The following is a 20,755-nucleotide window of genomic DNA, read 5'->3' as shown; positions in this document are numbered from 1 at the left end:
CCCAGACGTTCAACCCGGTGGTGTGACGGCCCGCACCGTTGTCGGGTCGGCCGGGCAGCCAAAACGACAACGCGTAGTGTGTGGGTCGGTGTGCGGCCCCCGAGCGGGCGCGGCCGACTCGATCTCCCCGTGCCGATGCCGGAAGGTGGCAATCCGTGAGCATGATCACCGAGCGCCCCGCGAGCAACCCCACCGGGCAGCCCCCGGTACGGGCGGCCGAGGGTCCGGTGGCGCGGCGGGACGTGCGCGCGATCGTGTCGGCGTACGTGGCGCTCACCAAGCCGCGCATCGTCGAGTTGCTGCTGGTCACCACCGTCCCGGCGATGATGCTCGCCGACGGCGGACTGCCGTCGCTGTGGCTGATGGCCGTGGTGCTCATCGGTGGCTCGCTCGCCGCGGGGGCGGCCAGCGTGCTCAACTGCTACATCGACCGGGACATCGACCAGTTGATGCGGCGGACCAAGCGGCGTCCGCTGCCGGCGCACACGGTGTCGCCGCGCAGCGCGCTCGTCTTCGGTCTGGTGCTGGCGGCGATCTCGATCGTTCTGATGGCGTTGTTCACCAACCTGCTCGCCGCCGGGCTGACGCTCGCCGCGATCGTCTACTACGACGTCGTCTACACCCTCTGGCTCAAGCGCTCCACCTCGACGAACACGTTCTGGGGTGGCGCCTGCGGTGCCGCTCCGGTGCTGATCGGGTGGGCGGCGGTCACCGGCGGGCTCGCCCCGGCGGCCTGGGGCCTGTTCGCGGTGGTCTTCTTCTGGCAGATGCCGCACTTCTACCCGCTCGCGATGAAGTACAAGGACGACTACGCCCGCGCCGGCATCCCGATGCTGCCCGTGGTGGCCTCCACCCGCCGGGTGAACGCCGAGATCCTGATCTTCGCGTGGCTCACCGTGCTCACCTCCCTCGCGGTCTGGCCGCTGGGCCTCAGCGCGATCTACGGCGTACCGACGCTGGTGGTGGGCGCGATCTTCCTGGTCGAGGCGCACCGGCTCTGCCGGCGGGCGACCCGCGGCGAGGCGGTCAAGCCGATGCGGCTGTTCCACTGGTCGACGACGTACCTGACCATCGTCTTCGTGGCCGTCGCGCTCGACGCGCTGATCTGACCCGCGTCGCGGGACGTCCCACGACGCTGCGGAAATCCGCAGACTAATCATGGTCGTGGATGAGTTGTCCGGGTTTAATGTCACATGAGAGTAACTTTCGGCATGAGTCGGATCGACTCAACCTGCGGGCACTGGACCCTGATTTGCCCGAGTGGTTAGTGCGGGAAAGTCCGGATATAACCGGACAGGAAGCCTGTGGCCTTCCTGAAACCTAGAGGTAATTGGCATCACAAAAGGTTCATGGTTCTCGCACGCGTGAGTGCAACTCTGCTTAGGCTTCGCGTCATGGCAGATGGTTCCGATACGACGCTGACGGCCGAGCAGACCGCCGGCGAGCAGGCCCCGCACGGCCTGGTCGCGGGCCTCCGGTCGTTCGCCGCCGGGCACGGCGGCGCGAAGGCCGTCATCGAGTACGTCGGTAAGCGCGGCGCACGGATCGTCCTCGTGGGTGCCGATGGTGAGTGGGGCGACCAGTTCGCCGAGGACACCGTCACCGCCCGGGAGGCGTGCGCCAAGGCGGGAGTCACCGTCGAGAACGCCTGGGAGCGTGAACTGATGGACCAGATGCGACCGAGCAACGACCTCTGGCGGTCGATGGCCCGGCGCACGATGGCCCGTTGAGATAGAGAGCTGAATTGACCAACCACCACCAGTCGACCCGGGGGGAACCCCGGGTCGCTCTCGTCACCTGCGCCGATCTGGTCGACCTCGACCCAGACGACCGCCTCGTCCTCGACCCGCTCACCGCCCGGGGGATCGCCGCCGAGGCGGTCGTCTGGGACGACCCCGACGCCGACTGGTCCTCGTACGACCTCGTCGTGCTCCGCTCACCGTGGGACTACGCCCTGCGCCGCGACGAGTTCGTCGCCTGGGCCGCGTCGGTGCCCACCCTGGTCAACCCGGCCGACGTGGTGCGGTGGAACACCGACAAGCGCTACCTGGCCGAGCTGAGCGCCGCCGGGGTGCCGACCGTGCCGACGTCCTGGGTCGAGCCGGGCGAGAGCTGGTCGCCGCCCGCCGAGACGGGCGAGTACGTGCTCAAGCCCTCGGTCAGCGCCGGCAGTCAGGACACCGGCCGGTACGACCTGGCCGACCCGGAGCACCGCGACCTGGCTCACGCCCACGTACGCCGCCTCTCCACCGCCGGCCGGACGACCATGGTCCAGCCGTACCTGAGCGCCGTCGACAGCGAGGGTGAGACCGCACTGCTCTTCCTGGCCGGCCCGGACGGGCTCGCGTACAGCCACGCCATCCGCAAGGGTCCGATGCTGACCGGCCCGGATCTCGGCCCGGACGGCCTCTACAAGGCCGAGGAGATCAGGCCCCGCGCCCCGCGGCCCGAGCAGTTGGCGGTCGCCGAGCGGACCCTCGCGGCGGTGCCCGGTGGCACGCGTCAACTGCTCTACGCCCGGGTCGACCTGATCCCCGGCCCGGACGGCGACCCGGTCCTGGTGGAACTGGAGCTGACCGAGCCGTCGCTCTTCATCGGGTACGCCGACGGCGCCCCCGACCGCCTCGCCACCGCGATCGCCACCCACCTGGCCCGCCGAGCCTGACCCGCCGAGCCTCCGCGCCGACGTCTGCGCACCATCATGGAAGTAGTGGCATCGGCGTGCTGGCGATGCCACTACTTCCTGGATCGAGCATGATCGTGACAAGCGCACCGCGACATCTCCGATGTCGCGCGGGCGCGGGGGTTCAGGCGGTGACCGGGACGGCTTCGGCCTCGGTCGCGGTGGCCTGCGGCGCCGGGGCGGCCGGGCGGCGTTCGCGGGTGGACCACTGCACGGCGAGGGCGGCCAGCAGCACCAGGCACGAGCCGAGCATGTGCGCGCCGACCAGGACCGCCGGCACCTGGGTGAAGTACTGCACGAAGCCGATGAGCCCCTGACCCAGCTCCACCGCGAGCAGGACGACGGCGGCCCGGGTGGCCCGGGCCGCGCCGACCGCGCGGAACGCGAAGATCAACGCCACCGACAGGCCGATCAGCAGGAAGACGCCGTCGGCGTGCACCTGGGAGATCGACTCCGGGTCCAGTCCGTTGCGGGCCGCGCCGTGGTCGCCGGCGTGCGGGCCGCTGCCGGTGACCCAGGTGCCGATCACCAGCACCGCGACGGTGACGCCCGTGGTGACCCGGGCCAACGTGCGCAGGGGCGAGGGCACCACGGCGACCGTCGGGGCGTCCGGTTCGTCGACCCGCCGCCAGAGGGCGTACGCGGCGGCGATCACCGCCATCGAGGCGAGGAAGTGCAGCCCGACCACCCACGGGTTGAGGTTGGTGAGCACCGTGATGCCACCGATCACCGCCTGGGCGGGAATGCCCAGGAAGACGGCGACGGCGAGGGTCAGCAGCCCGCGGCGGCGCGGCCGGTGTGCCAGGACCGCCAGCACGGTGGCCAGCGCGATCAGGCCAACCGCGAAGGTCAGCATCCGGTTGCTGAACTCGATCACCCCGTACACGCCCATCTCGGGCGTGGTGACGTACGAATCGTCGGTGCACCGGGGCCAGGTGGGGCAGCCGAGGCCCGAGGCGGTCAGCCGGACCGCCCCGCCGGTGACGACGATGCCGACGTTCGCGATGATCGAGGCGAGCGCGAGGCGGCGCAGCAGGAGACCGGAGACCGGACGGACGATGCGGTTCACGGCGCAAATCCTACGCACCGTAGTGATCGAGGTTCGTCCGACTCCGCAGGGTCGGTGGTTCGGATCACCGGGGCCCGGGTTTGCCACCCTCCGGGTAATTACGTAACGTTGGTGTTGTGAAAAACGCGGCGGCGCTCTCCGGGCACCAGCCGACGGCTGCCCAGGCCGTCGGCGCGTCCGCGTCCGCCCTCGTCGGGGCCTCGTCGTCCGCGCTGGGCGGCGCCGCGACAGAGATCTCCACCCGGGACCGCGTCACCCAGCTGCTGCTGGAGCGGGGCGCGACCACCGCCGCGCAGCTCGGTCTGGCGCTCGGCCTGAGCCCGGCGGCGATCCGCCGGCACCTGGACGCGATGCTCGCCGACGGTGACGTTGTCGCCCGCGAGCAGACGGTGCAGGGCAGCCGCGGTCGGGGGCGTCCGGCCAAGGTCTTCGTGCTCACCGAGGCGGCCCGGGTCCGCTGTGGCACACACCACTACGACAACATGGCCACCGCCGCGCTGCGCTGGATCGCCCGCAGCGGAGGCCCGGACGCGGTCGAGGCGTTCGCCACCGAGCAGGTGTCCGCGCTGGAGTCGCGCTGCCGCGCCGCCATGGAGGACGCCGGCGACGACCCCCTCGCGCGAGCTGAGGCACTCGCCGGAGCGCTCACCGCCGAGGGTTACGCTGCCAACGCGACCACGATCGCCTCCGGCGGCCAGCTCTGCCAGCACCACTGCCCGGTGGCGCACGTGGCCGCCGAGTTTCCCCAGCTGTGCGAGGCCGAGACCGCGGTGATCTCCCGTCTGGTCGGCACCCACGTACAACGCCTGGCCACCATCGCGCACGGCGACGGGGTGTGCACCACGCACATCCCGACCCAGCCGGGCCGCGCCCAATCCGGTAATCCCGTCACCACTGTGAGGACAGATAGATGACCGAGCAGATCGTCCAGCCCCTGACCCAGGAAGAGCAGCTCGCCGCCCTGGGTCGCTACGAGTACGGCTGGTCCGACCCGGACGCCGCCGGGGCGGTCGCCCAGCGCGGCATCAACGAGGCGGTGGTGCGGGACATCTCGGCCAAGAAGAACGAGCCGGCCTGGATGCTCGACCTGCGCCTCAAGGGTCTGCGGCTGTTCGGCCGCAAGCCGATGCCGGCCTGGGGCGCGGACCTCACCGGCATCGACTTCGACAACATCAAGTACTTCGTGCGGTCGACCGAGAAGCAGGCCACCAGCTGGGAGGACCTGCCCGAGGACATCAAGAACACCTACGACCGGCTGGGCATCCCGGAGGCGGAGAAGCAGCGGCTGGTCGCCGGTGTCGCGGCGCAGTACGAGTCCGAGGTCGTCTACCACAAGATCCGTGAGGACCTTGAGGAGCAGGGCGTCCTCTTCCTGGACACCGACACCGCGCTGCGCGAGCACGAGGACGTCTTCAAGGAGTACTTCGGCACGGTCATCCCGGTCGGCGACAACAAGTTCGCCGCTCTGAACACCTCCGTGTGGTCCGGCGGCTCGTTCATCTACGTGCCGAAGGGCGTGCGCGTGGACATCCCGCTGCAGGCCTACTTCCGGATCAACACGGAGAACATGGGCCAGTTCGAGCGGACGCTGATCATCGTCGACGAGGGCGCGTACGTGCACTACGTCGAGGGCTGCACCGCGCCGCTCTACTCCTCGGACTCGCTGCACAGCGCGGTCGTGGAGATCATCGTCAAGAAGAACGCGCGCTGCCGGTACACGACCATCCAGAACTGGTCGAACAACGTCTACAACCTGGTCACCAAGCGCGCCGTCTGCCACGAGGGTGCGACCATGGAGTGGGTCGACGGCAACATCGGCTCCAAGGTGACCATGAAGTACCCGGCGGTCTACATGACCGGCGAGCACGCCAAGGGCGAGGTGCTCTCGGTGGCGATGGCCGGCGAGGGCCAGCACCAGGACGCGGGCGCCAAGATGGTGCACGCCGCGCCGCACACCTCCTCGACGATCGTGTCGAAGTCGATCGCCCGTGGCGGCGGCCGCACCTCGTACCGCGGTCTGGTGCAGGTGCTGGAGGGCTCGCACCACAGCCGGAGCACGGTCAAGTGCGACGCGCTGCTGGTCGACACCATCTCGCGCTCGGACACCTACCCGTACGTCGACATCCGCGAGGACGACGTGTCGATGGGGCACGAGGCGACCGTCTCCAAGATCAGCGACGACCAGCTCTTCTACCTGATGAGCCGGGGCCTGAGCGAGGACGAGGCGATGGCCATGATCGTTCGTGGCTTCATCGAACCGATCGCCAAGGAACTCCCGATGGAGTACGCCCTGGAGCTGAACCGCCTGATCGAGCTTCAGATGGAGGGCGCGGTCGGCTGACGCCGCCGCCGCCCGGCCACGGACGGGCCCGGACCCGGTACGCCGGGTCCGGTCCAGCCCGCTTTGACCCTCCGATTCATGACAGACCAAGGAAGACATGACTACCCAGGCTTCCGCGCCGCCCAGCACCAAGTCGCAGGCGCTGCGCTCGTACGACGTCGCCGACTTCCCGGCCCTCACCGGCCTGGAGGAGGAGTGGCGTTTCACCCCGCTCAAGCGGCTGCGCGGCCTCAGCGGCGACGCCCAGGCCGGTGCCGGCACGGTCCGGCACGAGTACGGCGAGCTGCCCGAGGGCGTGGCCATCGAGCGCATCGGCACCGACGACCCGCGGGTGGGCAGCGTGCTCACCCCGGTCGACCGGGTCAGCGCGCTCGCGTACGGCGGCGCCGGGCAGGCGCTGCTGCTCTCGGTGGCGAGCGATGTCGTGGTGGGCGCCCCGGTGAGCGTGCGGGTGGTCGGCGACGGCGGCGAGGGTCTGGCCTTCGGGCACACCTTCGTCGAGGTGGGCCGATTCGCGGAGCTGACGCTGGTGCTGGAGCACGTCGGCTCGGCGACCCTGGCCGACAACGTCGAGGTGTCGGTGGGCGACGGGGCCAAGCTGACCCTGGTCACCGTGGCCGACTGGGCGCCGGACGCGGTGCAGGCGCAGCACCTCAAGTTCAAGCTCGGCCGGGACGCCCGGGTGACGCACGTGCAGGTGAGCCTGGGCGGTGACCTGGTGCGCCAGTTCACCAGCGTGGAGTACACCGGCCGGGGCGGCGAGGCCGAGCTGTACGGGGTCTACTTCGCCGACGGCGGCCAGCACCTGGAGCACCGCCAGCTGGTCGACCACTCCGTGCCGGACTGCCGCAGCTACGTCGGCTACCGGGGCGCCCTGCAGGGCGCGGACGCGCACACCGTCTGGGTGGGCGACGTGCTGATCCGGGCCGAGGCGACCGGCACCGACACGTACGAGATCAACCGGAACCTGCTGCTCACCGACGGCGCGCGGGCGGACTCCGTACCCAATCTGGAGATCGAGACCGGCGAGATCGCCGGCGCGGGCCACGCCAGCGCGACCGGCCGCTTCGACGACGAGCAGTTGTTCTACCTGATGGCCCGGGGTATCCCGGAGAGCGAAGCCCGCCGCCTGGTGGTCCGCGGCTTCTTCGCCGAGCTGATCAACAAGATCCCGGTGGAGTCGCTGCGCGAGCGCCTGGGCGACGCGATCGAGGCCCGGCTGGCCAAGGCGGGCGCTTGATGATCCGGATCTGCTCCACCGAGGACGTGCCGAAGGGCACCGCGATCAGCGCGGACGTCGACGGCACCCCGATCGCCCTGGTGCACGGCGAGGACGGCGAGTTCTACGCCGCCTACGACGAGTGCTCGCACGCCGCGGTCGCCCTCTCCGAGGGTGAGGTCGACGGCTGCACGCTGGAGTGCTGGCTGCACGGCTCGCGCTTCGACCTGCGCACCGGCGCGCCGACCGGCCTGCCCGCCACCGAACCCGTCCCCGTCTACCCCGTCGAAGTCCGCGACGGCGACATCTACCTCAGCCTGACGCCGAGTAATGGAGTGACCCGATAATGAGCACCCTGGAGATCCGCGACCTGAAGGTGTCGGTCAAGCTGCCCGAGGGTGAGCTCAAGCCGATCCTGCATGGGGTAGACCTGGAGGTGAATTCCGGTCAAACCCACGCGATCATGGGCCCGAACGGCTCCGGCAAGTCCACCCTGGCGTACTCGATCGCCGGCCACCCCAAGTACGAGATCACCGGCGGCTCGGTGACCCTCGACGGCGAGGACGTGCTGGCCATGACGGTCGACGAGCGCGCCCGCGCCGGCCTCTTCCTGGCCATGCAGTACCCGGTCGAGGTGCCCGGCGTCTCGGTGGCCAACTTCTTGCGCACCGCCAAGACCGCCATCGACGGCGAAGCGCCCAAGCTGCGCACCTGGGGCGGCGAGCTGCGCGGCGCGATGGAGCGCCTCCAGATGGACCCGGCGTTCGCCCAGCGCAACGTCAACGAGGGCTTCTCCGGCGGTGAGAAGAAGCGGCACGAGATCGTCCAGCTCGAGCTGCTCAAGCCGAAGATCGCGATCCTCGACGAGACCGACTCGGGCCTCGACGTGGACGCGCTGCGCGTGGTCAGCGAGGGCGTCAACCGGGTCCGCGACACCGGTGACACCGGCGTGCTGCTGATCACCCACTACACGCGGATCCTGCGCTACATCAAGCCGGACTTCGTGCACGTCTTCGTGGCCGGCCGGATCGTCGAGCAGGGCGGCCCGGAGCTGGCCGACAAGCTCGAAGCCGAGGGCTACGAGCGGTACGCCGCCGGGGCCGGCACGGCCAAGGCCTGAGTGGGGAAGGCGCTGCCGAGATGACCAGCATCGCGATCCCCGAGGGGATGCCGCAGTACGACGACGTGCCGCGTTTCGACGTGGCCCGGGTACGCGCCGACTTCCCGATCCTCGATCGGGAGATCAACGGCCACCCGCTGGTCTACCTCGACAGCGCCAACACCTCGCACAAGCCCCGTCAGGTGCTCGACGTGCTCGACGAGCACTACGCGCGGCACAACGCCAACGTGTCGCGCTCGGTGCACACCCTGGGCACCGAGGCCACCGAGGCGTACGAGGGGGCGCGGGCCAAGATCGCCGCGTTCATTCACGCGCCGAGCGTCGACGAGGTGGTGTTCACCAAGAACTCCACCGAGGCGATCAACATCGTGGCGTACGCCTTCTCGAACGCCTCGCTGCGCCCGGACGGTGACCCCCGGTTCCGGCTCGGCCCCGGCGACGAGGTGGTGATCTCCGAGATGGAGCACCACTCGAACATCGTCCCGTGGCAGCTGCTGTGCGAGCGCACCGGCGCGACCCTGCGCTGGTTCCCGGTCACCGACCAGGGTCGGCTGGACGAGTCGGGCCTGGAGGACCTGGTCACCGAACGGACGAAGATCGTCTCGCTGGTGCACACGTCAAACATCCTCGGCACCGTCAACGCCACCTCCCGGATCACCGCGCGGGTCCGTGAGGTGGGCGCGCTGCTGCTGCTGGACTGCTCGCAGTCGGTGCCGCACCTGCCCATCGACGTGGTCGACCTGGACGCCGACTACATCGTCTTCACCGGGCACAAGATGTGTGGCCCGACCGGGATCGGCGTGCTCTGGGGCCGGGGTGAGCTGCTGGCGGCGATGCCGCCGGTGATGGGTGGCGGCTCGATGATCGAGACGGTCACCATGGCCCGCTCGACGTTCGCCGCGCCGCCGGCCCGCTTCGAGGCGGGCACCCCGCCGATCGCCGAGGCGGTCGCGCTCGGTGCGGCGGTCGACTACCTGACCGGCGTCGGGATGCGGGCCATCCAGTGGCACGAGAAGGAGCTGACGGCGTACGCGCTGGACGCTTTCGGCTCGGTGCCCGACCTGCGGATCTTCGGCCCGACCGTGCCGATCGGGCGCGGCGGCACCATCTCGTTCGCGCTGGGTGGCGTGCACCCGCACGACGTGGGTCAGGTGCTCGACTCGCTCGGCGTGCAGGTGCGGGTGGGCCACCACTGTGCCAAGCCGGTGTGCAGCCGGTTCGGCGTCCCGGCGATGACCCGGGCCTCGTTCTACCTCTACACCACCACCGAGGAGATCGACGCCCTGGTGGGCGGTCTGGAGCAGGTGCGGAAGGTGTTCGACTGATGGTGCAACTCGACCAGCTCTACCAGGAGATCATCCTGGACCACTACAAGCATCCGCACGGCCGTGGCCTGCGCGACGCCGACGATGCGGCCGATCAGGTCGCGGAAGCGCACCACGTCAACCCGACCTGCGGCGACGAGATCACCGTCCGGGTGGCCACCGACGGCGACGTGCTGCACGACATCTCGTACGACGGGATGGGCTGCTCGATCAGCCAGGCGTCGGCGAGCGTGTTGCACGAACTGCTGCGCGGTCGGGGCACCGGGGAAGCATTCGAGGTGCACGAGGCGTTCGTCGAGTTGATGTCCGGACGTGGCCAGGTCACGCCCGACGAGGACGTACTCGGTGACGGGGTGGCCTTCGCGGGCGTCGCCCGCTACCCCGCCCGGGTGAAGTGCGCGCTGCTGCCGTGGATGGCGTTCAAGGACGCCGCGGCACGCGCCGGCGTGGGCGTGGGCCCGGAGGTGAAGGCGTGAGCGAGCGTCAGCGAGCGATTTCCAGCAGCACTGTGGTGCCGGGTGGCATCACGAAGCGAACCGGAGGGACGGCATGAGCGAGAACACCGCTACCGCGGCGACGCCGGAGGCCGGTGACGCCACCGCGGCGCCGCAGACCGACGCCGTGACGACCGACGGAGCCGCGACGACCAACGCCGCGCCGACCAACGCCGCTGCGACCGACGGCGCTGCGGCCCCGGGTGCCGGCGACGCCGCCACCTCGGCGGGCGGCGTCAGCAAGGCGATGATCGCCGACATCGAAGAGGCGATGAAGGACGTAGTCGACCCCGAGTTGGGCATCAACGTGGTCGACCTGGGCCTGGTGTACGGGGTGCACGTCGACGACGAGAACGTCGCGACCCTGGACATGACGCTCACCTCGGCGGCCTGCCCGCTGACCGACGTGATCGAGGACCAGGCCCGGCAGGCGCTGACCACCGGCCCGGGCGGCGGCCTGGTCAACGACATCCGGATCAACTGGGTGTGGCTCCCGCCGTGGGGACCGGACAAGATCACCGACGAGGGTCGGGACCAGCTCCGTTCCCTGGGCTTCAACGTCTGACGCACCGATCCTCGAGGGCGCGGCACCCACCCGGGTGCCGCGCCCTCGTTCCGTCGGGGTCAAGCGGCCAGCTCGACAGCTCGCACGTTTCTGCAGCTAGCAGGAGTGTCGCCTTGGTGGCAGCAGAGCAAAGCGTCCGACGCGGGCGGTCGCCTGCCGGACGAAGGTCACCAGACGTCACCGGTCCTCCCAACGAAAAACCGCTGGTCCGATCGGGCCGGTCGGCGCACGATGGGCGGGTGATCGAGGCGTACCCGAAGCAGGCTCCTGTCCGTGCGGCCACCGCCGCACGCCGACAGCGGACCGGCTCCGGGCGTGCCTCGACCCGCTACCGACCGTCGTGACGGCCGCGTTCCTCGCTGGGCTGGTCGCCGGCTACGGCGTCGCCGTGCCGGTCGGCGCGATCGCGGTGCTGGTCCTCGGGCTCAGTGCGCGTACGTCGTTCCGGGTCGGCGCCGCCGGCGCGCTCGGTGTGGCCACCGCCGACGGGTTCTACGCCACCATCGCGGTGCTCGGCGGCGCGGCGATCGCCGGGCTGATCGCGCCGGTCGCCGGGCCGCTGCGGGTGGTCGCGGCCGTGGTGCTGCTTGCGCTCGCTGCGCACGGCGCGTGGCGGGCGCTGCGCCCGAGGCCCACCGCCACCGCGCCGAGCGTCGGGCGGGGGATGGACACGCCGGTCCGGGCGTACGCGGGCGTGCTGGCGCTGACCCTGCTCAACCCGGCCACCGTGGTCTACTTCGCGGCGCTGGTGTTCGGCCGCGGCGACACCGCCGAGGCCGGGCCGGTGGCCGCGGCGCTCTTCGTGCTCGGCGCGTTCGTCGCCTCGGCGAGCTGGCAGCTGCTGATCGCGGGCGGCGGCACCCTGGTCGGGCGGCTGTTGGCCGGCCCGCGTGGGCGGCGCGCGACGGCGCTGGCGTCCAGCATGATCATTGCTGGCCTTGCGGTCGTCGTCCTGCTGGGTCGATAGCGGCCCGACCTCCGTCGTTTTCCCGGCCGCACTGGATCTGCCCGCCTCACCGGGACCAGGTGCGGGGCGACCGCCTCCGGCCGGCGCCGTGCCGTACGGTCGGATCATGAGCAGCCGACCCGCAGCCGGCGGCGGCCGGTGGGTCGAGGTGGCCCCCGGCCGGATCGCCCGCTGGGTCGAGGGCTTCACCGACCGGCACGGCCCGCCCACCACGACCGTCGAGGGGTACGGGCTGCGGCTGGCCGCCCCCGACGGTGCCACCGCCGAGCTGCACGCACCACCGGGCGCGCCGTCCGCCGCCGACCTGGCCGGATTCGTCGCCGCGGCGACCGCGCCCCGCCGGCTCGGGCTGCTGCTGGCCCGCAAGGGTTCGGTGGCGGTGGGCGTCGCGGCGGGGGAGGAGCTGGAGGTGTCCAAGGTGGACACCCGGTACGTGCAGGGACGCACGGCCGCCGGTGGCTGGTCGCAGCACCGCTTCGCCCGGCGGCGGGACAACCAGGCGAAGGCGGCACTCGGTGAGGCGGCCGACCTTGCCGTACGGCTCCTGCTGCCGGAGGCCCGGACGCTGGCGGCGCTGGTCTGCGGCGGTGACCGGCGGGCGGTGGACACCGTGCTGGCCGACCGGCGGTTGGCCCCGCTTGTCGCGCTGCGCGCGGAGCGACTGCTCGACGTGCCCGAGCCCCGGCACGCGGTGCTGGTGGAGGCGATCGCCGCGGCGCGCGCGGTCCGCGTCCTGGTCCGCGACTCCGACCCGGCGGCCCCACCGCCGGGCTGATTCGGGCGGGGACGGCGGCGGCCGCCGGGCGGGTGCCCGGCGGCCGCGGTGGCGCGTTGGTGCGCCGGTCAGAGGTTGCCCGCGAAGGTGTCGCAGGTCTTCGGGTCGCCGCTGTTGTAGCCCTGCTCGAACCACTTCTGCCGCTGGGCGGCGGTGCCGTGGGTGTACGAGCTCGGGTCGTTGCCCCGGCCGGACTTCTGCTGAATGGCGTCGTCGCCGATCGCGCCGGCGGTGTTCACCGCGTCCTGGATGTCCTGCTGGCTGATCGACTTGAAGATCGCCTGGTTGTTCTTCGACTTGGTCTCGGTGGCGTGGTTGGCCCAGGCGCCCGCGAAGCAGTCCGCCTGCAACTCCAGCCGGACCGAGCCGGAGGTGGGCCCGGTCTTGCCGTCCTGCGCCTTGGCCTCGGTGCCGAGCAGGTCCTGCACGTGGTGGCCGTACTCGTGCGCGAGAACGTACGGCTGGGGGAACTCGCCGTTGACGCCGAACTCGGACTTGAGCGTGTCGTAGAAGGTCAGGTCGATGTAGACGTGCTTGTCCGCCGGGCAGTAGAACGGGCCGACACCCGAGTCGGCCTGACCGCAGCCGGTGTTCACGCTGTCGCTGAAGAACCGGGTGGTGACCGGTTGGTACTGGTCGCCGAACGCCTTCGGCATGGCGTCCTTCCAGTAAGCCTGGATGGAATTGATGTAGAGGGTGTTGCGGCAGTCCTCGGTCTTGGTCGCGCTCGCGGAGCACTCGGCGTCCAGGCTGGAGTTGTCGGCCGGCTGGTCGCTGCCGCCTCCGCCGCCGAGCTGGCTGAGCCCGAACCCGCCACCGGCCAACGCCAGCACGACGGCGATGATGATGCCGATCAGGCCGCCGCCCCGGCCGCCGCCCCCGGGGATCGGGATCCCGAGGCCTCCGCCCCCGCCGCCTCCGCCGGATCCACGCATGTCCTCTACCTGACTGGTGTCGACCTGCGCGTTCTCGTTCAGCTCCATCGTGACCTCGATCGCGTGAAATGTCCTGTGATACGCCGTCAGCGCCGGACCGGGTCCGGACGGCGTTCCGGTACCCGATGATCTTGATTGGTAATCCAGCCCGGCCGCTCGACCCGCGCCCCGGTACACTTGTCCCCGTGCCGCGCTGCGAAGGCTGAACCGCCCCGCGCCGACGGGCCCACCGCCCGCCGGCGCTTTCGCGTGCCCTGAGTCAGCCTTCCAGACCCCGAGAGCGAGTCCCACGAGATGATCACTGCCACCGGCCTGGAGCTGCGTGCCGGCTCCCGGATCCTGCTGTCCGACACCACGCTGCGCGTGCAGCCCGGTGACCGGATCGGCCTGGTCGGCCGCAACGGCGCCGGCAAGACCACCACCCTGAAGGTGCTCGCCGGCGAGGGGCAGCCGTACGGCGGGCAGATCGACCAGCGCAGCGCCATCGGCTACCTCCCGCAGGACCCGCGCACCGGCGACCTGGAGGTGACCGGCCGCGACCGGGTGCTCTCCGCCCGCGGCCTGGACGTGCTGATGGCGCAGATGAAGGAGATCGAGGCCCAACTGGCCGAGGACGCCAGCGACAAGCTGGTCCGCCGCTACGGCGCGCTGGAGGACCAGTTCGCCGCCCTGGGCGGGTACGCGGCCGAGGCCGAGGCCGCCCGGATCTGCGCCAACCTGGGGCTGCCGGACCGCGCGCTCGCCCAGACCATCGGCACCCTCTCCGGCGGTCAGCGCCGACGCATCGAGCTGGCCCGGATCCTGTTCCGCGACGCCGGTGAGAACGGCGGCGGCATCCTGCTGCTCGACGAGCCGACGAACCACCTCGACGCGGACTCGATCACCTGGCTGCGCGGCTTTCTCGCCAACCACAAGGGCGGCCTCATCGTGATCTCCCACGACGGCGCGCTGCTGGAGTCGGTGGTCAACAAGGTCTGGTTCCTCGACGCCACCCGAAGCGTGATCGACGTCTACAACCTGGGCTGGAAGGCGTACCTGGAGGCCCGCGAGACCGACGAGCGCCGCCGCCGCCGGGAGCGGGCCAACGCGGAGAAGAAGGCCGGCGCGCTGATGGCGCAGGCCGACAAGATGCGGGCCAAGGCCACCAAGACCGTCGCCGCGCAGAACATGGCCCGCCGCGCCGAGAAGCTGATTTCCGGCCTGGAGGAGGTGCGCGTCGCCGACCGGGTGGCCAAGGTGCGCTTCCCCAGCCCCGCCCCGTGCGGCAAGACGCCGCTCACCGCGACCGGCCTGTCCAAGTCGTACGGCTCGCTGGAGATCTTCACCGACGTCAACGTCGCGGTGGACCGGGGTTCCCGGGTGGCCATCCTCGGGCTCAACGGCGCCGGCAAGACGACGCTGTTGCGGATGCTCGGCGGGCTGCTCACCCCGGACACCGGCGAGGTGCACGCGGGGCACGGGCTGCGGTTGGGCTACTACGCCCAGGAGCACGAGACGCTGGACGTGGAGCGGACGGTGCTGGAGAACATGCGGGCCGCCGCCGTCGAGCAGTCCGACACCGACCTGCGCAAGATCCTCGGCGCGTTCCTGTTCTCCGGCGACGACGTGAACAAGCCGGCCGGGGTGCTCTCCGGCGGCGAGAAGACCCGGCTGGCGCTGTCCACCCTGGTCTGCTCCGGCGCCAACGTGCTGCTGCTCGACGAGCCGACGAACAACCTCGACCCGGTCAGCCGCGAGCAGGTGCTCGACGCGATTGCCAACTACCCGGGCGCCATCGTGCTGGTCACGCACGACCCGGGCGCGGTGCTCGCGCTCAAGCCCGACCGCGCGATCCTGCTGCCCGACGGCGACGAGGACGCCTGGAGCGACGACCTCCTCGAACTGGTCGAGTTGGCCTGACCGGCCCGGCTCGGGCCGCCCGCGGCGGCAGGGGGCGGGTCCGCCTCAGCCGAGCAGGTCCACCAGCCGGCCGAGCACGCCGGAGCTGACCAGGATCACCACGCCGATGGCGACGAAGATCGTCGGCACCAGCCAGTGGCCGGCGCGCTCCACCAGCCGGACCACCCGGCGGTGCCCACCCAGCCAGGCCGCGGCGGCGCACCACAGGCCGACGAGCACCACGAAGACCAGCAGGAAGACCGCGCTGTCGCCGGGGCCGAGAGCCCGGAACACGGGTACGTAGACGGCCACGTTGTCGGCGCCGTTGGCGATGGTCACCCCGGCCACGCCGAGTGTCCCGGTGACGACCGTTGTCGGCTCGTCGTCGTCCGAGCCGCGCAGCGCGCGGACGCCCAGCGCGATCGGCAGCAGGCCGAGCAGCCCGGTCCACGGGTCCGGCACGACCAGCAGCCCGGCGGCGATCACCGCGCTGGCCAGGGCGAGCGCGCCGATGCCGAGGTACTGGCCGGCGACGATCTGCCAGGTGCGGGGCCGGCCGGTGGTGCGGGCCGCCACAAAGAACAGCGTGAGGATGACGATGTCGTCGATGTCGGTGGCGGCGAAGACCACCGCCGCTCCGGCCGCCGTACCCAGCAGGTCGATCACGCCCGGGAGCGTACGGGCCGAGGCGTCGCCGCTCGGCGGTGGCCCTTCCGGACGGTGTGCCGGGACCGATCGCGAGGATCACTCTATCGGGAAGCTGACATTGCATAGCGTGTCGGTTGGCGAAGAGTTGATATCTGGCGCATGATCGTCCGAGGCGGTCTAATAGGTGGGACCGTATCCGAACCGCACAGTCTGGGACGTGAGGACACAGCATGGCAGCCACTGGCACAGCCACCAGCACTGAGAAGGGTCGCCGGATCGTCGGAGCCGAGCGTCAGACGCTCGCCAAGGACCTGGTAAAGCGGTACACCTCGGGGGAGAGCATCCGCGCACTGGCGGCCTCGACCGGCCGTTCCTACGGGTTCATTCACCGAGTGCTCACCGAGTCCGGGGTTCAGCTGCGTCAGCGCGGCGGTGCCCGGCGCCGCAAGAAGGCGTGACCCGCCCCTTCGCGTCGTTCACCAGCGCCGCGCCCCGGGCAGCCCGGTGACCGCCGAGGCGACCGGGGTTCGGCTGACCTGCGACGGGCCGGTTGCCACGGTGACGTTGTGCCGGCCCGACGTGCTCAACGCCCAGACGCCGGCGATGTGGCGCGCGATGAGCGACTTCTCCCGCGACCTGCCCGGCGACGTCCGGGTGGTGGTGGTGCGTGGCGAGGGGCGTGCGTTCTCCGCCGGCCTCGACCTCGCGGTTGCTGGCGCCTCCGGCCCGGGGTCGTTCGCCGAGTTGGCCACGCTGCCCGAGCAGGAGTGCGCCGACCAGATCGCGGCGTTCCAGGCCGGCTTCACCTGGCTGCACCGGCCGGACGTCATCTCCGTGGCCGCCGTGCAGGGGCACGCGATCGGCGCCGGTTTCCAACTCGCGCTGGCCTGTGACCTGCGGGTCCTGGCCGCCGACGCGAAGTTGTCGATGGCCGAGGTGACCCTCGGGCTGGTGCCCGACCTGGCCGGCACGAAGCGCCTCGTCGAGCTGGTCGGCTATTCCCGGGCGCTGGAGATCTGCGCGACCGGCCGCCGGCTGGACGCCGCCGAGGCGGACCGGATCGGCTTGGCCACTCTTGTCGTACCACCGGCCGAGCTGGACGGCGCGGTCCGTGACCTGACCGCGGGCCTGCTGGCCGGGGCCCGCGACGCGGTGGTGGAGATCAAGGCCCTGCTCGCCGGCGCTGCGGGGCGGTCGCACGCCGACCAGCAACGCGCCGAGCGGGAGGCGCAGACCCGCCGCCTGCGGGATCTGACCGGCCGAGGAGAATAGTAAGGACCGTACGGGAAGATCCGGGTTACGACCGAGGTTGTCAGAGTCGTCGGGAGAATTGACCTGACGTGTGTGGTCCACCCGACGACCCGGAGGTGAGCGGTGTCCAACCCGATGTCCGGCGGTGGCATGGCCGGGTGGAGCATGCTCCGGTCGATGCGTAACCGCGACGAGGTCTCCACCCACCGGCTCAAGCACGGCGTGGCCCGCCGCATCGTGGCCTTCGCCCAGCCCTACCGGCGCGACATCATCGTCTTCCTGGCCACCGTGGTGCTCGCCGCCATCATCGGCGTGGCCACGCCGGTGCTCGCCGGTGACGTCATCAACGCGATCAACCGGGGCGGCAGCGAGGCCGGCCGGCTCGTGGTCCAGCTGGCCCTGTTCATCGCCGGGCTGGCGGTCGCCGACGCGCTGCTGTCGCTGGCCCAGCGGTGGTATTCGGCCCGCATCGGCGAGGGCATCATCCTCGACCTGCGTACCCGGGTCTACGACCACGTGCAGCGGATGCCGCTGCAGTTCTTCACCCGCACCCAGACCGGTGCCCTGGTCAGCCGGCTCAACAACGACGTTCTGGGCGCCCAGCGGGCGTTCACCTCCACCCTGTCCGGTGTGGTCAGCAACGTCATCCAACTGGTCCTCACCGCCGCGGTGATGTTCACCCTCTCCTGGCAGATCACCGCGCTCTCGCTGGTGCTGCTGCCGATCTTCATCATCCCGGCGCGACGGGTCGGGCGGCGGCTGGCCGACATCACGCGCGAGGCGTACAACCTCGACGCCAAGATGAGCGCGACCATGACCGAGCGGTTCGGGGTGGCCGGCGCGCTGCTGGTGAAGCTGTTCGGCCAGCCCGAGATCGAGGCCCGCCGGTTCGCCGACCGGGCCGAGCGGGTGCGTGACATCGGCATCCAGTCCGCCATGTACTCCCGGACGTTCTTCGTGGCGATGCTGCTGGTCGCCTCGCTGGCGCAGGCGCTCACCTACGGCCTCGGCGGTTGGCTCGCCGTCACCGGCGGCGTCAGCGCGGGCACCGTGGTGACCCTCGCGCTGCTGCTCACGCGGCTGTACGGGCCGCTCACCGCGCTCTCCAACGTCCGGGTGGACGTGATGAGCGCGCTGGTCTCCTTCGACCGCGTCTTCGAGGTGCTCGACCTCGAACCCGGCATCGTCGAGAAGCCCGACGCGGTGCCGGTGCCCCGCGGCAACGGTCGCGTCGACTTCCGCGACGTCCGCTTCCGCTACCCGAGCGCCGCCGAGATCTCCCTCGCGTCGCTGGAGGAGGTCGCCACCCTCGACCGGACCGTCAACGAGCCGGTGCTCAAGGGCGTCTCGTTCAGCGTCGAGCCGGGGCAGATGGTCGCCCTCGTCGGCCCGTCCGGCGCCGGCAAGTCGACGCTGTCCATGCTCATCTCCCGCATCTACGACGTCACCGACGGCCAGGTGCTGGTCGGCGGGACGGACGTGCGCGACGCCACGCTCGCCTCCCTGCGCGACGAGATCGGCGTCGTCACCCAGGATTCGCACCTGTTCCACGAGACGATCGCCGAGAACCTGCGGTACGCCAAGCCGGACGCCACCGACGACGAGATCTGGGCGGCGCTCGCCGGCGCCCAGGTCGCCGACCTCGTCCGGTCGCTGCCCGACGGGCTGGACACCACGGTGGGCGAGCGCGGCTACCGCTTCTCCGGCGGCGAGAAGCAGCGCATCGCCATCGCCCGCCTGCTGCTCAAGGCCCCGTCGATCGTGATCCTCGACGAGGCGACCGCACACCTGGACTCGGAGAGCGAGGCGGCCGTGCAGCGGGCGCTGTCGGTGGCGCTGGCCGGGCGTACCGCCCTGGTGATCGCGCACCGGCTCTCCACCGTCCGCGACGCCGACCAGATCCTCGTGCTCGACGGCGGGCGGATCGTCGAGCGGGGCCGCCACGACGAGCTGGTCGCGGTCGGCGGGCTCTACGCCGAGCTGTACCGCACCCAGTTCGCGGTCGCCGACTCGCCCCGGCCCTTCGTGGACGCGACCGGCTCCGAGCCGGTGGTCATGCCCCTGGGCACGTACGTCGCCGACGAGGCGATGCCACCCGCCGCCGCCAACTGACCCGTCAGGTGCCGATCGGGGGGTGCGGCGAGTCGATCGTGCGCACGCCCCGCGAGCGCAGCAACGCGTTGACCCGGTCGGTGATCTGCCGGTCGGGCTTGCGCAGCATCCAGATGCGACCCACGAGGACCGCGCTGTTGGGGCCGGGCACGTCCCACGGCCCGCCGTTGGGGTAGACAGCCAGGGCGACCTGACCGAAGCCCGGCCGGGTCAGGCCAGCTTCGCGGATCTCCTCCCATCGGTAGCGGCGAGTGACCCGGCCACGGCGCCGAATCCACAGTCCGGTCTCGTCGGCCAACAGGGCGTCGCCCCGCTGTCGCCAGGCCACCACCACCGTGGTGAGCAGAAGAGCGACCGGTACGAACGGGAAGGTGGGCGCCAGCCAGATGCCAGCGGCGACCAGCGCGGCGAGCGCACCGAGCGGGACGAGGACCGCGGGCCACAGCCGCGAGGCGAGCAGCTCCTCCAGCCCAGGCTTGCAGTCGTCGGCCATGTGGCGTTCGTCCCCAGTCCACGATGGAACGAACCTGTCGATCATGGTGGGGGGACCAGTGGAAGCGGCAGCCCAGGAGTGGGTTACTCGGCTACGAACACACCCACGCCCCCGAGCGTTGATCGACTCGGGTTCCTGGAATCGGGGGTGTCCCGGTCGCGTCGACAGCCCGACTTCCATGAAGTCGAGTCGATCAATGGCCGGGTGCGTCAGTCCGGGCGACGGTCCGGCAGGCCGGTCGCTTCGCGTAGCTCGGCGAACGCGGCCCCCAGCGTGACCGGCGTGAAGTGCGCGTTCAGGCCACTCGGGTTCGGCAGCACCCACAGCCGCGCCCCGGCCAGCGACTCCGGCTGCGGCCCGAAGGCGGCCTTCGGCCGCTGAAAGCCGATCCGGTACGCGGTCACCCCGACCACGGCCACCCAGCGCGGCCGGTACCGGGTCACCTTGTCGGTCAGGATCACGGCGCCGTCCAGCAGCTCCTCGGCGCTCAGCTCGTCGGCGCGGGCGCTGGCCCGAGCCGCCATGTTGCTGATGCCGAGCCCGAGGGCCGGCAACTCGCCCTGCTCGCTCGGGTGCAGCAGCCGGGGAGTGAACCCGCCCAGGTGCAGTGCCGGCCAGAACCGGTTGCCAGGCCGGGCGAAGTGCCAGCCGGTGGCGGCCGACCAGAGGCCCGGGTTGATCCCGACGAAGAGCACCGACAGCTCGGGCGCGAGCACGTCGGGGATGGTCCGGTCGGTGGCGGCGGCCAGGTCCGCCTTGCTCGGCCGTGGATGCGCGGCACCCGCACGACCTCCCAGCGCGGGCGGCACATCCCCGCCTCGGCCGCCCCCGCCGGGCGTCGAAGCGCCGGCTCGCCCGCCGGGTGCGGGAGCGCCGCTTC

Annotated in this window: 22 protein-coding genes; 17 read left to right on the top strand and 5 right to left on the bottom strand. The window is 71.3% G+C overall.

Features of this window, described 5'->3' with window-relative positions; translation table 11 throughout:
- Positions 1-155: 155 nt before the first annotated feature.
- From ACFYPH_RS29140 to ACFYPH_RS29130, 3 genes are all read left to right on the top strand, one after another.
- Positions 156-1,109, top strand: coding sequence for a heme o synthase (locus ACFYPH_RS29140; RefSeq protein ID WP_363939308.1), 954 nt, complete (start codon positions 156-158; stop codon positions 1,107-1,109).
- A gap of 285 nt (positions 1,110-1,394) precedes the next feature.
- The gene (locus tag ACFYPH_RS29135; RefSeq protein ID WP_354860389.1) at positions 1,395-1,730 is read left to right on the top strand and encodes a hypothetical protein; all 336 of its coding nucleotides are present in this window, start codon (positions 1,395-1,397) and stop codon (positions 1,728-1,730) included.
- 14 nt (positions 1,731-1,744) lie between these two features.
- Positions 1,745-2,665 (top strand): RimK family alpha-L-glutamate ligase, encoded by a 921-nt coding sequence (locus ACFYPH_RS29130; RefSeq protein WP_387186245.1) that lies wholly within the window; start codon positions 1,745-1,747, stop codon positions 2,663-2,665.
- 142 nt (positions 2,666-2,807) lie between these two features.
- On the opposite strand, the gene ACFYPH_RS29125 is transcribed toward ACFYPH_RS29130, so the two are convergent.
- The gene (locus ACFYPH_RS29125) at positions 2,808-3,770 is read right to left on the bottom strand and encodes a COX15/CtaA family protein (RefSeq protein ID WP_354860391.1); all 963 of its coding nucleotides are present in this window, start codon (positions 3,768-3,770) and stop codon (positions 2,808-2,810) included.
- A 194-nt stretch (positions 3,771-3,964) separates the two neighbouring features.
- Here ACFYPH_RS29125 and ACFYPH_RS29120 point away from each other — a divergent pair, with 194 nt between their 5' ends.
- From ACFYPH_RS29120 to ACFYPH_RS29075, 10 genes are all read left to right on the top strand, one after another.
- Positions 3,965-4,666: a transcriptional regulator gene (locus tag ACFYPH_RS29120; RefSeq protein ID WP_354860404.1), complete on the top strand. Its 702-nt coding sequence runs from the start codon at positions 3,965-3,967 to the stop codon at positions 4,664-4,666.
- Complete coding sequence (sufB, locus tag ACFYPH_RS29115; protein ID WP_354860393.1) at positions 4,663-6,093, top strand: Fe-S cluster assembly protein SufB; 1,431 nt, start codon at positions 4,663-4,665, stop codon at positions 6,091-6,093. The genes ACFYPH_RS29120 and sufB overlap by 4 nt, the downstream gene beginning before the upstream one ends.
- Before the next feature lie 97 nt (positions 6,094-6,190).
- A complete protein-coding gene (gene sufD, locus ACFYPH_RS29110; RefSeq protein WP_354860395.1) occupies positions 6,191-7,333 on the top strand; it encodes a Fe-S cluster assembly protein SufD in 1,143 nt (380 codons plus the stop codon).
- Positions 7,333-7,659 (top strand): non-heme iron oxygenase ferredoxin subunit, encoded by a 327-nt coding sequence (locus ACFYPH_RS29105; protein ID WP_234588432.1) that lies wholly within the window; start codon positions 7,333-7,335, stop codon positions 7,657-7,659. The genes sufD and ACFYPH_RS29105 overlap by 1 nt, the downstream gene beginning before the upstream one ends.
- Complete coding sequence (gene sufC / locus ACFYPH_RS29100) at positions 7,659-8,432, top strand: Fe-S cluster assembly ATPase SufC (protein WP_354860398.1); 774 nt, start codon at positions 7,659-7,661, stop codon at positions 8,430-8,432. The genes ACFYPH_RS29105 and sufC overlap by 1 nt, the downstream gene beginning before the upstream one ends.
- Positions 8,433-8,452: 20 nt before the next feature.
- Positions 8,453-9,757 (top strand): cysteine desulfurase, encoded by a 1,305-nt coding sequence (locus ACFYPH_RS29095; protein ID WP_387186242.1) that lies wholly within the window; start codon positions 8,453-8,455, stop codon positions 9,755-9,757.
- 2 nt (positions 9,758-9,759) lie between these two features.
- On the top strand, positions 9,760-10,233 hold the full coding sequence (gene sufU / locus ACFYPH_RS29090) for a Fe-S cluster assembly sulfur transfer protein SufU (RefSeq protein ID WP_355067651.1): 474 nt from the start codon (positions 9,760-9,762) through the stop codon (positions 10,231-10,233).
- A gap of 73 nt (positions 10,234-10,306) precedes the next feature.
- Positions 10,307-10,816 (top strand): metal-sulfur cluster assembly factor, encoded by a 510-nt coding sequence (locus tag ACFYPH_RS29085; RefSeq protein ID WP_387186241.1) that lies wholly within the window; start codon positions 10,307-10,309, stop codon positions 10,814-10,816.
- A 340-nt stretch (positions 10,817-11,156) separates the two neighbouring features.
- Positions 11,157-11,783, top strand: a complete 627-nt coding sequence (locus tag ACFYPH_RS29080) for a LysE family transporter (RefSeq protein ID WP_354861723.1) — start codon at positions 11,157-11,159, stop codon at positions 11,781-11,783.
- 106 nt (positions 11,784-11,889) lie between these two features.
- On the top strand, positions 11,890-12,558 hold the full coding sequence (locus ACFYPH_RS29075; RefSeq protein WP_354861725.1) for an acVLRF1 family peptidyl-tRNA hydrolase: 669 nt from the start codon (positions 11,890-11,892) through the stop codon (positions 12,556-12,558).
- Positions 12,559-12,626: 68 nt separating this feature from the next.
- On the opposite strand, the gene ACFYPH_RS29070 is transcribed toward ACFYPH_RS29075, so the two are convergent.
- On the bottom strand, positions 12,627-13,541 hold the full coding sequence (locus ACFYPH_RS29070) for a neutral zinc metallopeptidase (protein ID WP_354861727.1): 915 nt from the start codon (positions 13,539-13,541) through the stop codon (positions 12,627-12,629).
- Between the two features lie 246 nt (positions 13,542-13,787).
- Between ACFYPH_RS29070 and ACFYPH_RS29065 the strand changes: the two genes are divergently transcribed.
- On the top strand, positions 13,788-15,392 hold the full coding sequence (locus tag ACFYPH_RS29065; RefSeq protein WP_354861729.1) for an ABC-F family ATP-binding cassette domain-containing protein: 1,605 nt from the start codon (positions 13,788-13,790) through the stop codon (positions 15,390-15,392).
- A gap of 45 nt (positions 15,393-15,437) precedes the next feature.
- Here ACFYPH_RS29065 and ACFYPH_RS29060 read toward each other — a convergent pair whose 3' ends face one another.
- Positions 15,438-16,037, bottom strand: a complete 600-nt coding sequence (locus tag ACFYPH_RS29060; protein WP_387186236.1) for a cadmium resistance transporter — start codon at positions 16,035-16,037, stop codon at positions 15,438-15,440.
- A 212-nt stretch (positions 16,038-16,249) separates the two neighbouring features.
- Between ACFYPH_RS29060 and ACFYPH_RS29055 the strand changes: the two genes are divergently transcribed.
- The 3 genes from ACFYPH_RS29055 to ACFYPH_RS29045 all read left to right on the top strand — a co-directional run bounded on the left by ACFYPH_RS29055 (position 16,250) and on the right by ACFYPH_RS29045 (position 19,382).
- The gene (locus tag ACFYPH_RS29055; protein ID WP_007462679.1) at positions 16,250-16,477 is read left to right on the top strand and encodes a helix-turn-helix domain-containing protein; all 228 of its coding nucleotides are present in this window, start codon (positions 16,250-16,252) and stop codon (positions 16,475-16,477) included.
- A gap of 46 nt (positions 16,478-16,523) precedes the next feature.
- A complete protein-coding gene (locus tag ACFYPH_RS29050) occupies positions 16,524-17,291 on the top strand; it encodes an enoyl-CoA hydratase/isomerase family protein (RefSeq protein ID WP_354861732.1) in 768 nt (255 codons plus the stop codon).
- Positions 17,292-17,405: 114 nt separating this feature from the next.
- Positions 17,406-19,382 (top strand): ABC transporter ATP-binding protein, encoded by a 1,977-nt coding sequence (locus ACFYPH_RS29045; RefSeq protein WP_354861747.1) that lies wholly within the window; start codon positions 17,406-17,408, stop codon positions 19,380-19,382.
- Between the two features lie 4 nt (positions 19,383-19,386).
- Here ACFYPH_RS29045 and ACFYPH_RS29040 read toward each other — a convergent pair whose 3' ends face one another.
- Both ACFYPH_RS29040 and mug read right to left on the bottom strand, forming a co-directional pair.
- Complete coding sequence (locus ACFYPH_RS29040) at positions 19,387-19,875, bottom strand: hypothetical protein (protein WP_387186233.1); 489 nt, start codon at positions 19,873-19,875, stop codon at positions 19,387-19,389.
- A 209-nt stretch (positions 19,876-20,084) separates the two neighbouring features.
- Positions 20,085-20,684: a G/U mismatch-specific DNA glycosylase gene (gene mug / locus ACFYPH_RS29035; protein ID WP_387186229.1), complete on the bottom strand. Its 600-nt coding sequence runs from the start codon at positions 20,682-20,684 to the stop codon at positions 20,085-20,087.
- Between the last annotated feature and the right edge of the window lie 71 nt (positions 20,685-20,755).

Origin of the sequence: Micromonospora sp. NPDC005252, from assembly GCF_042872475.1 — a bacterium.
Taxonomy (GTDB): domain Bacteria; phylum Actinomycetota; class Actinomycetes; order Mycobacteriales; family Micromonosporaceae; genus Micromonospora.
Note: the sequence above shows the minus strand (reverse complement) of the source record. Positions and strands in the feature narration are given on the sequence as shown.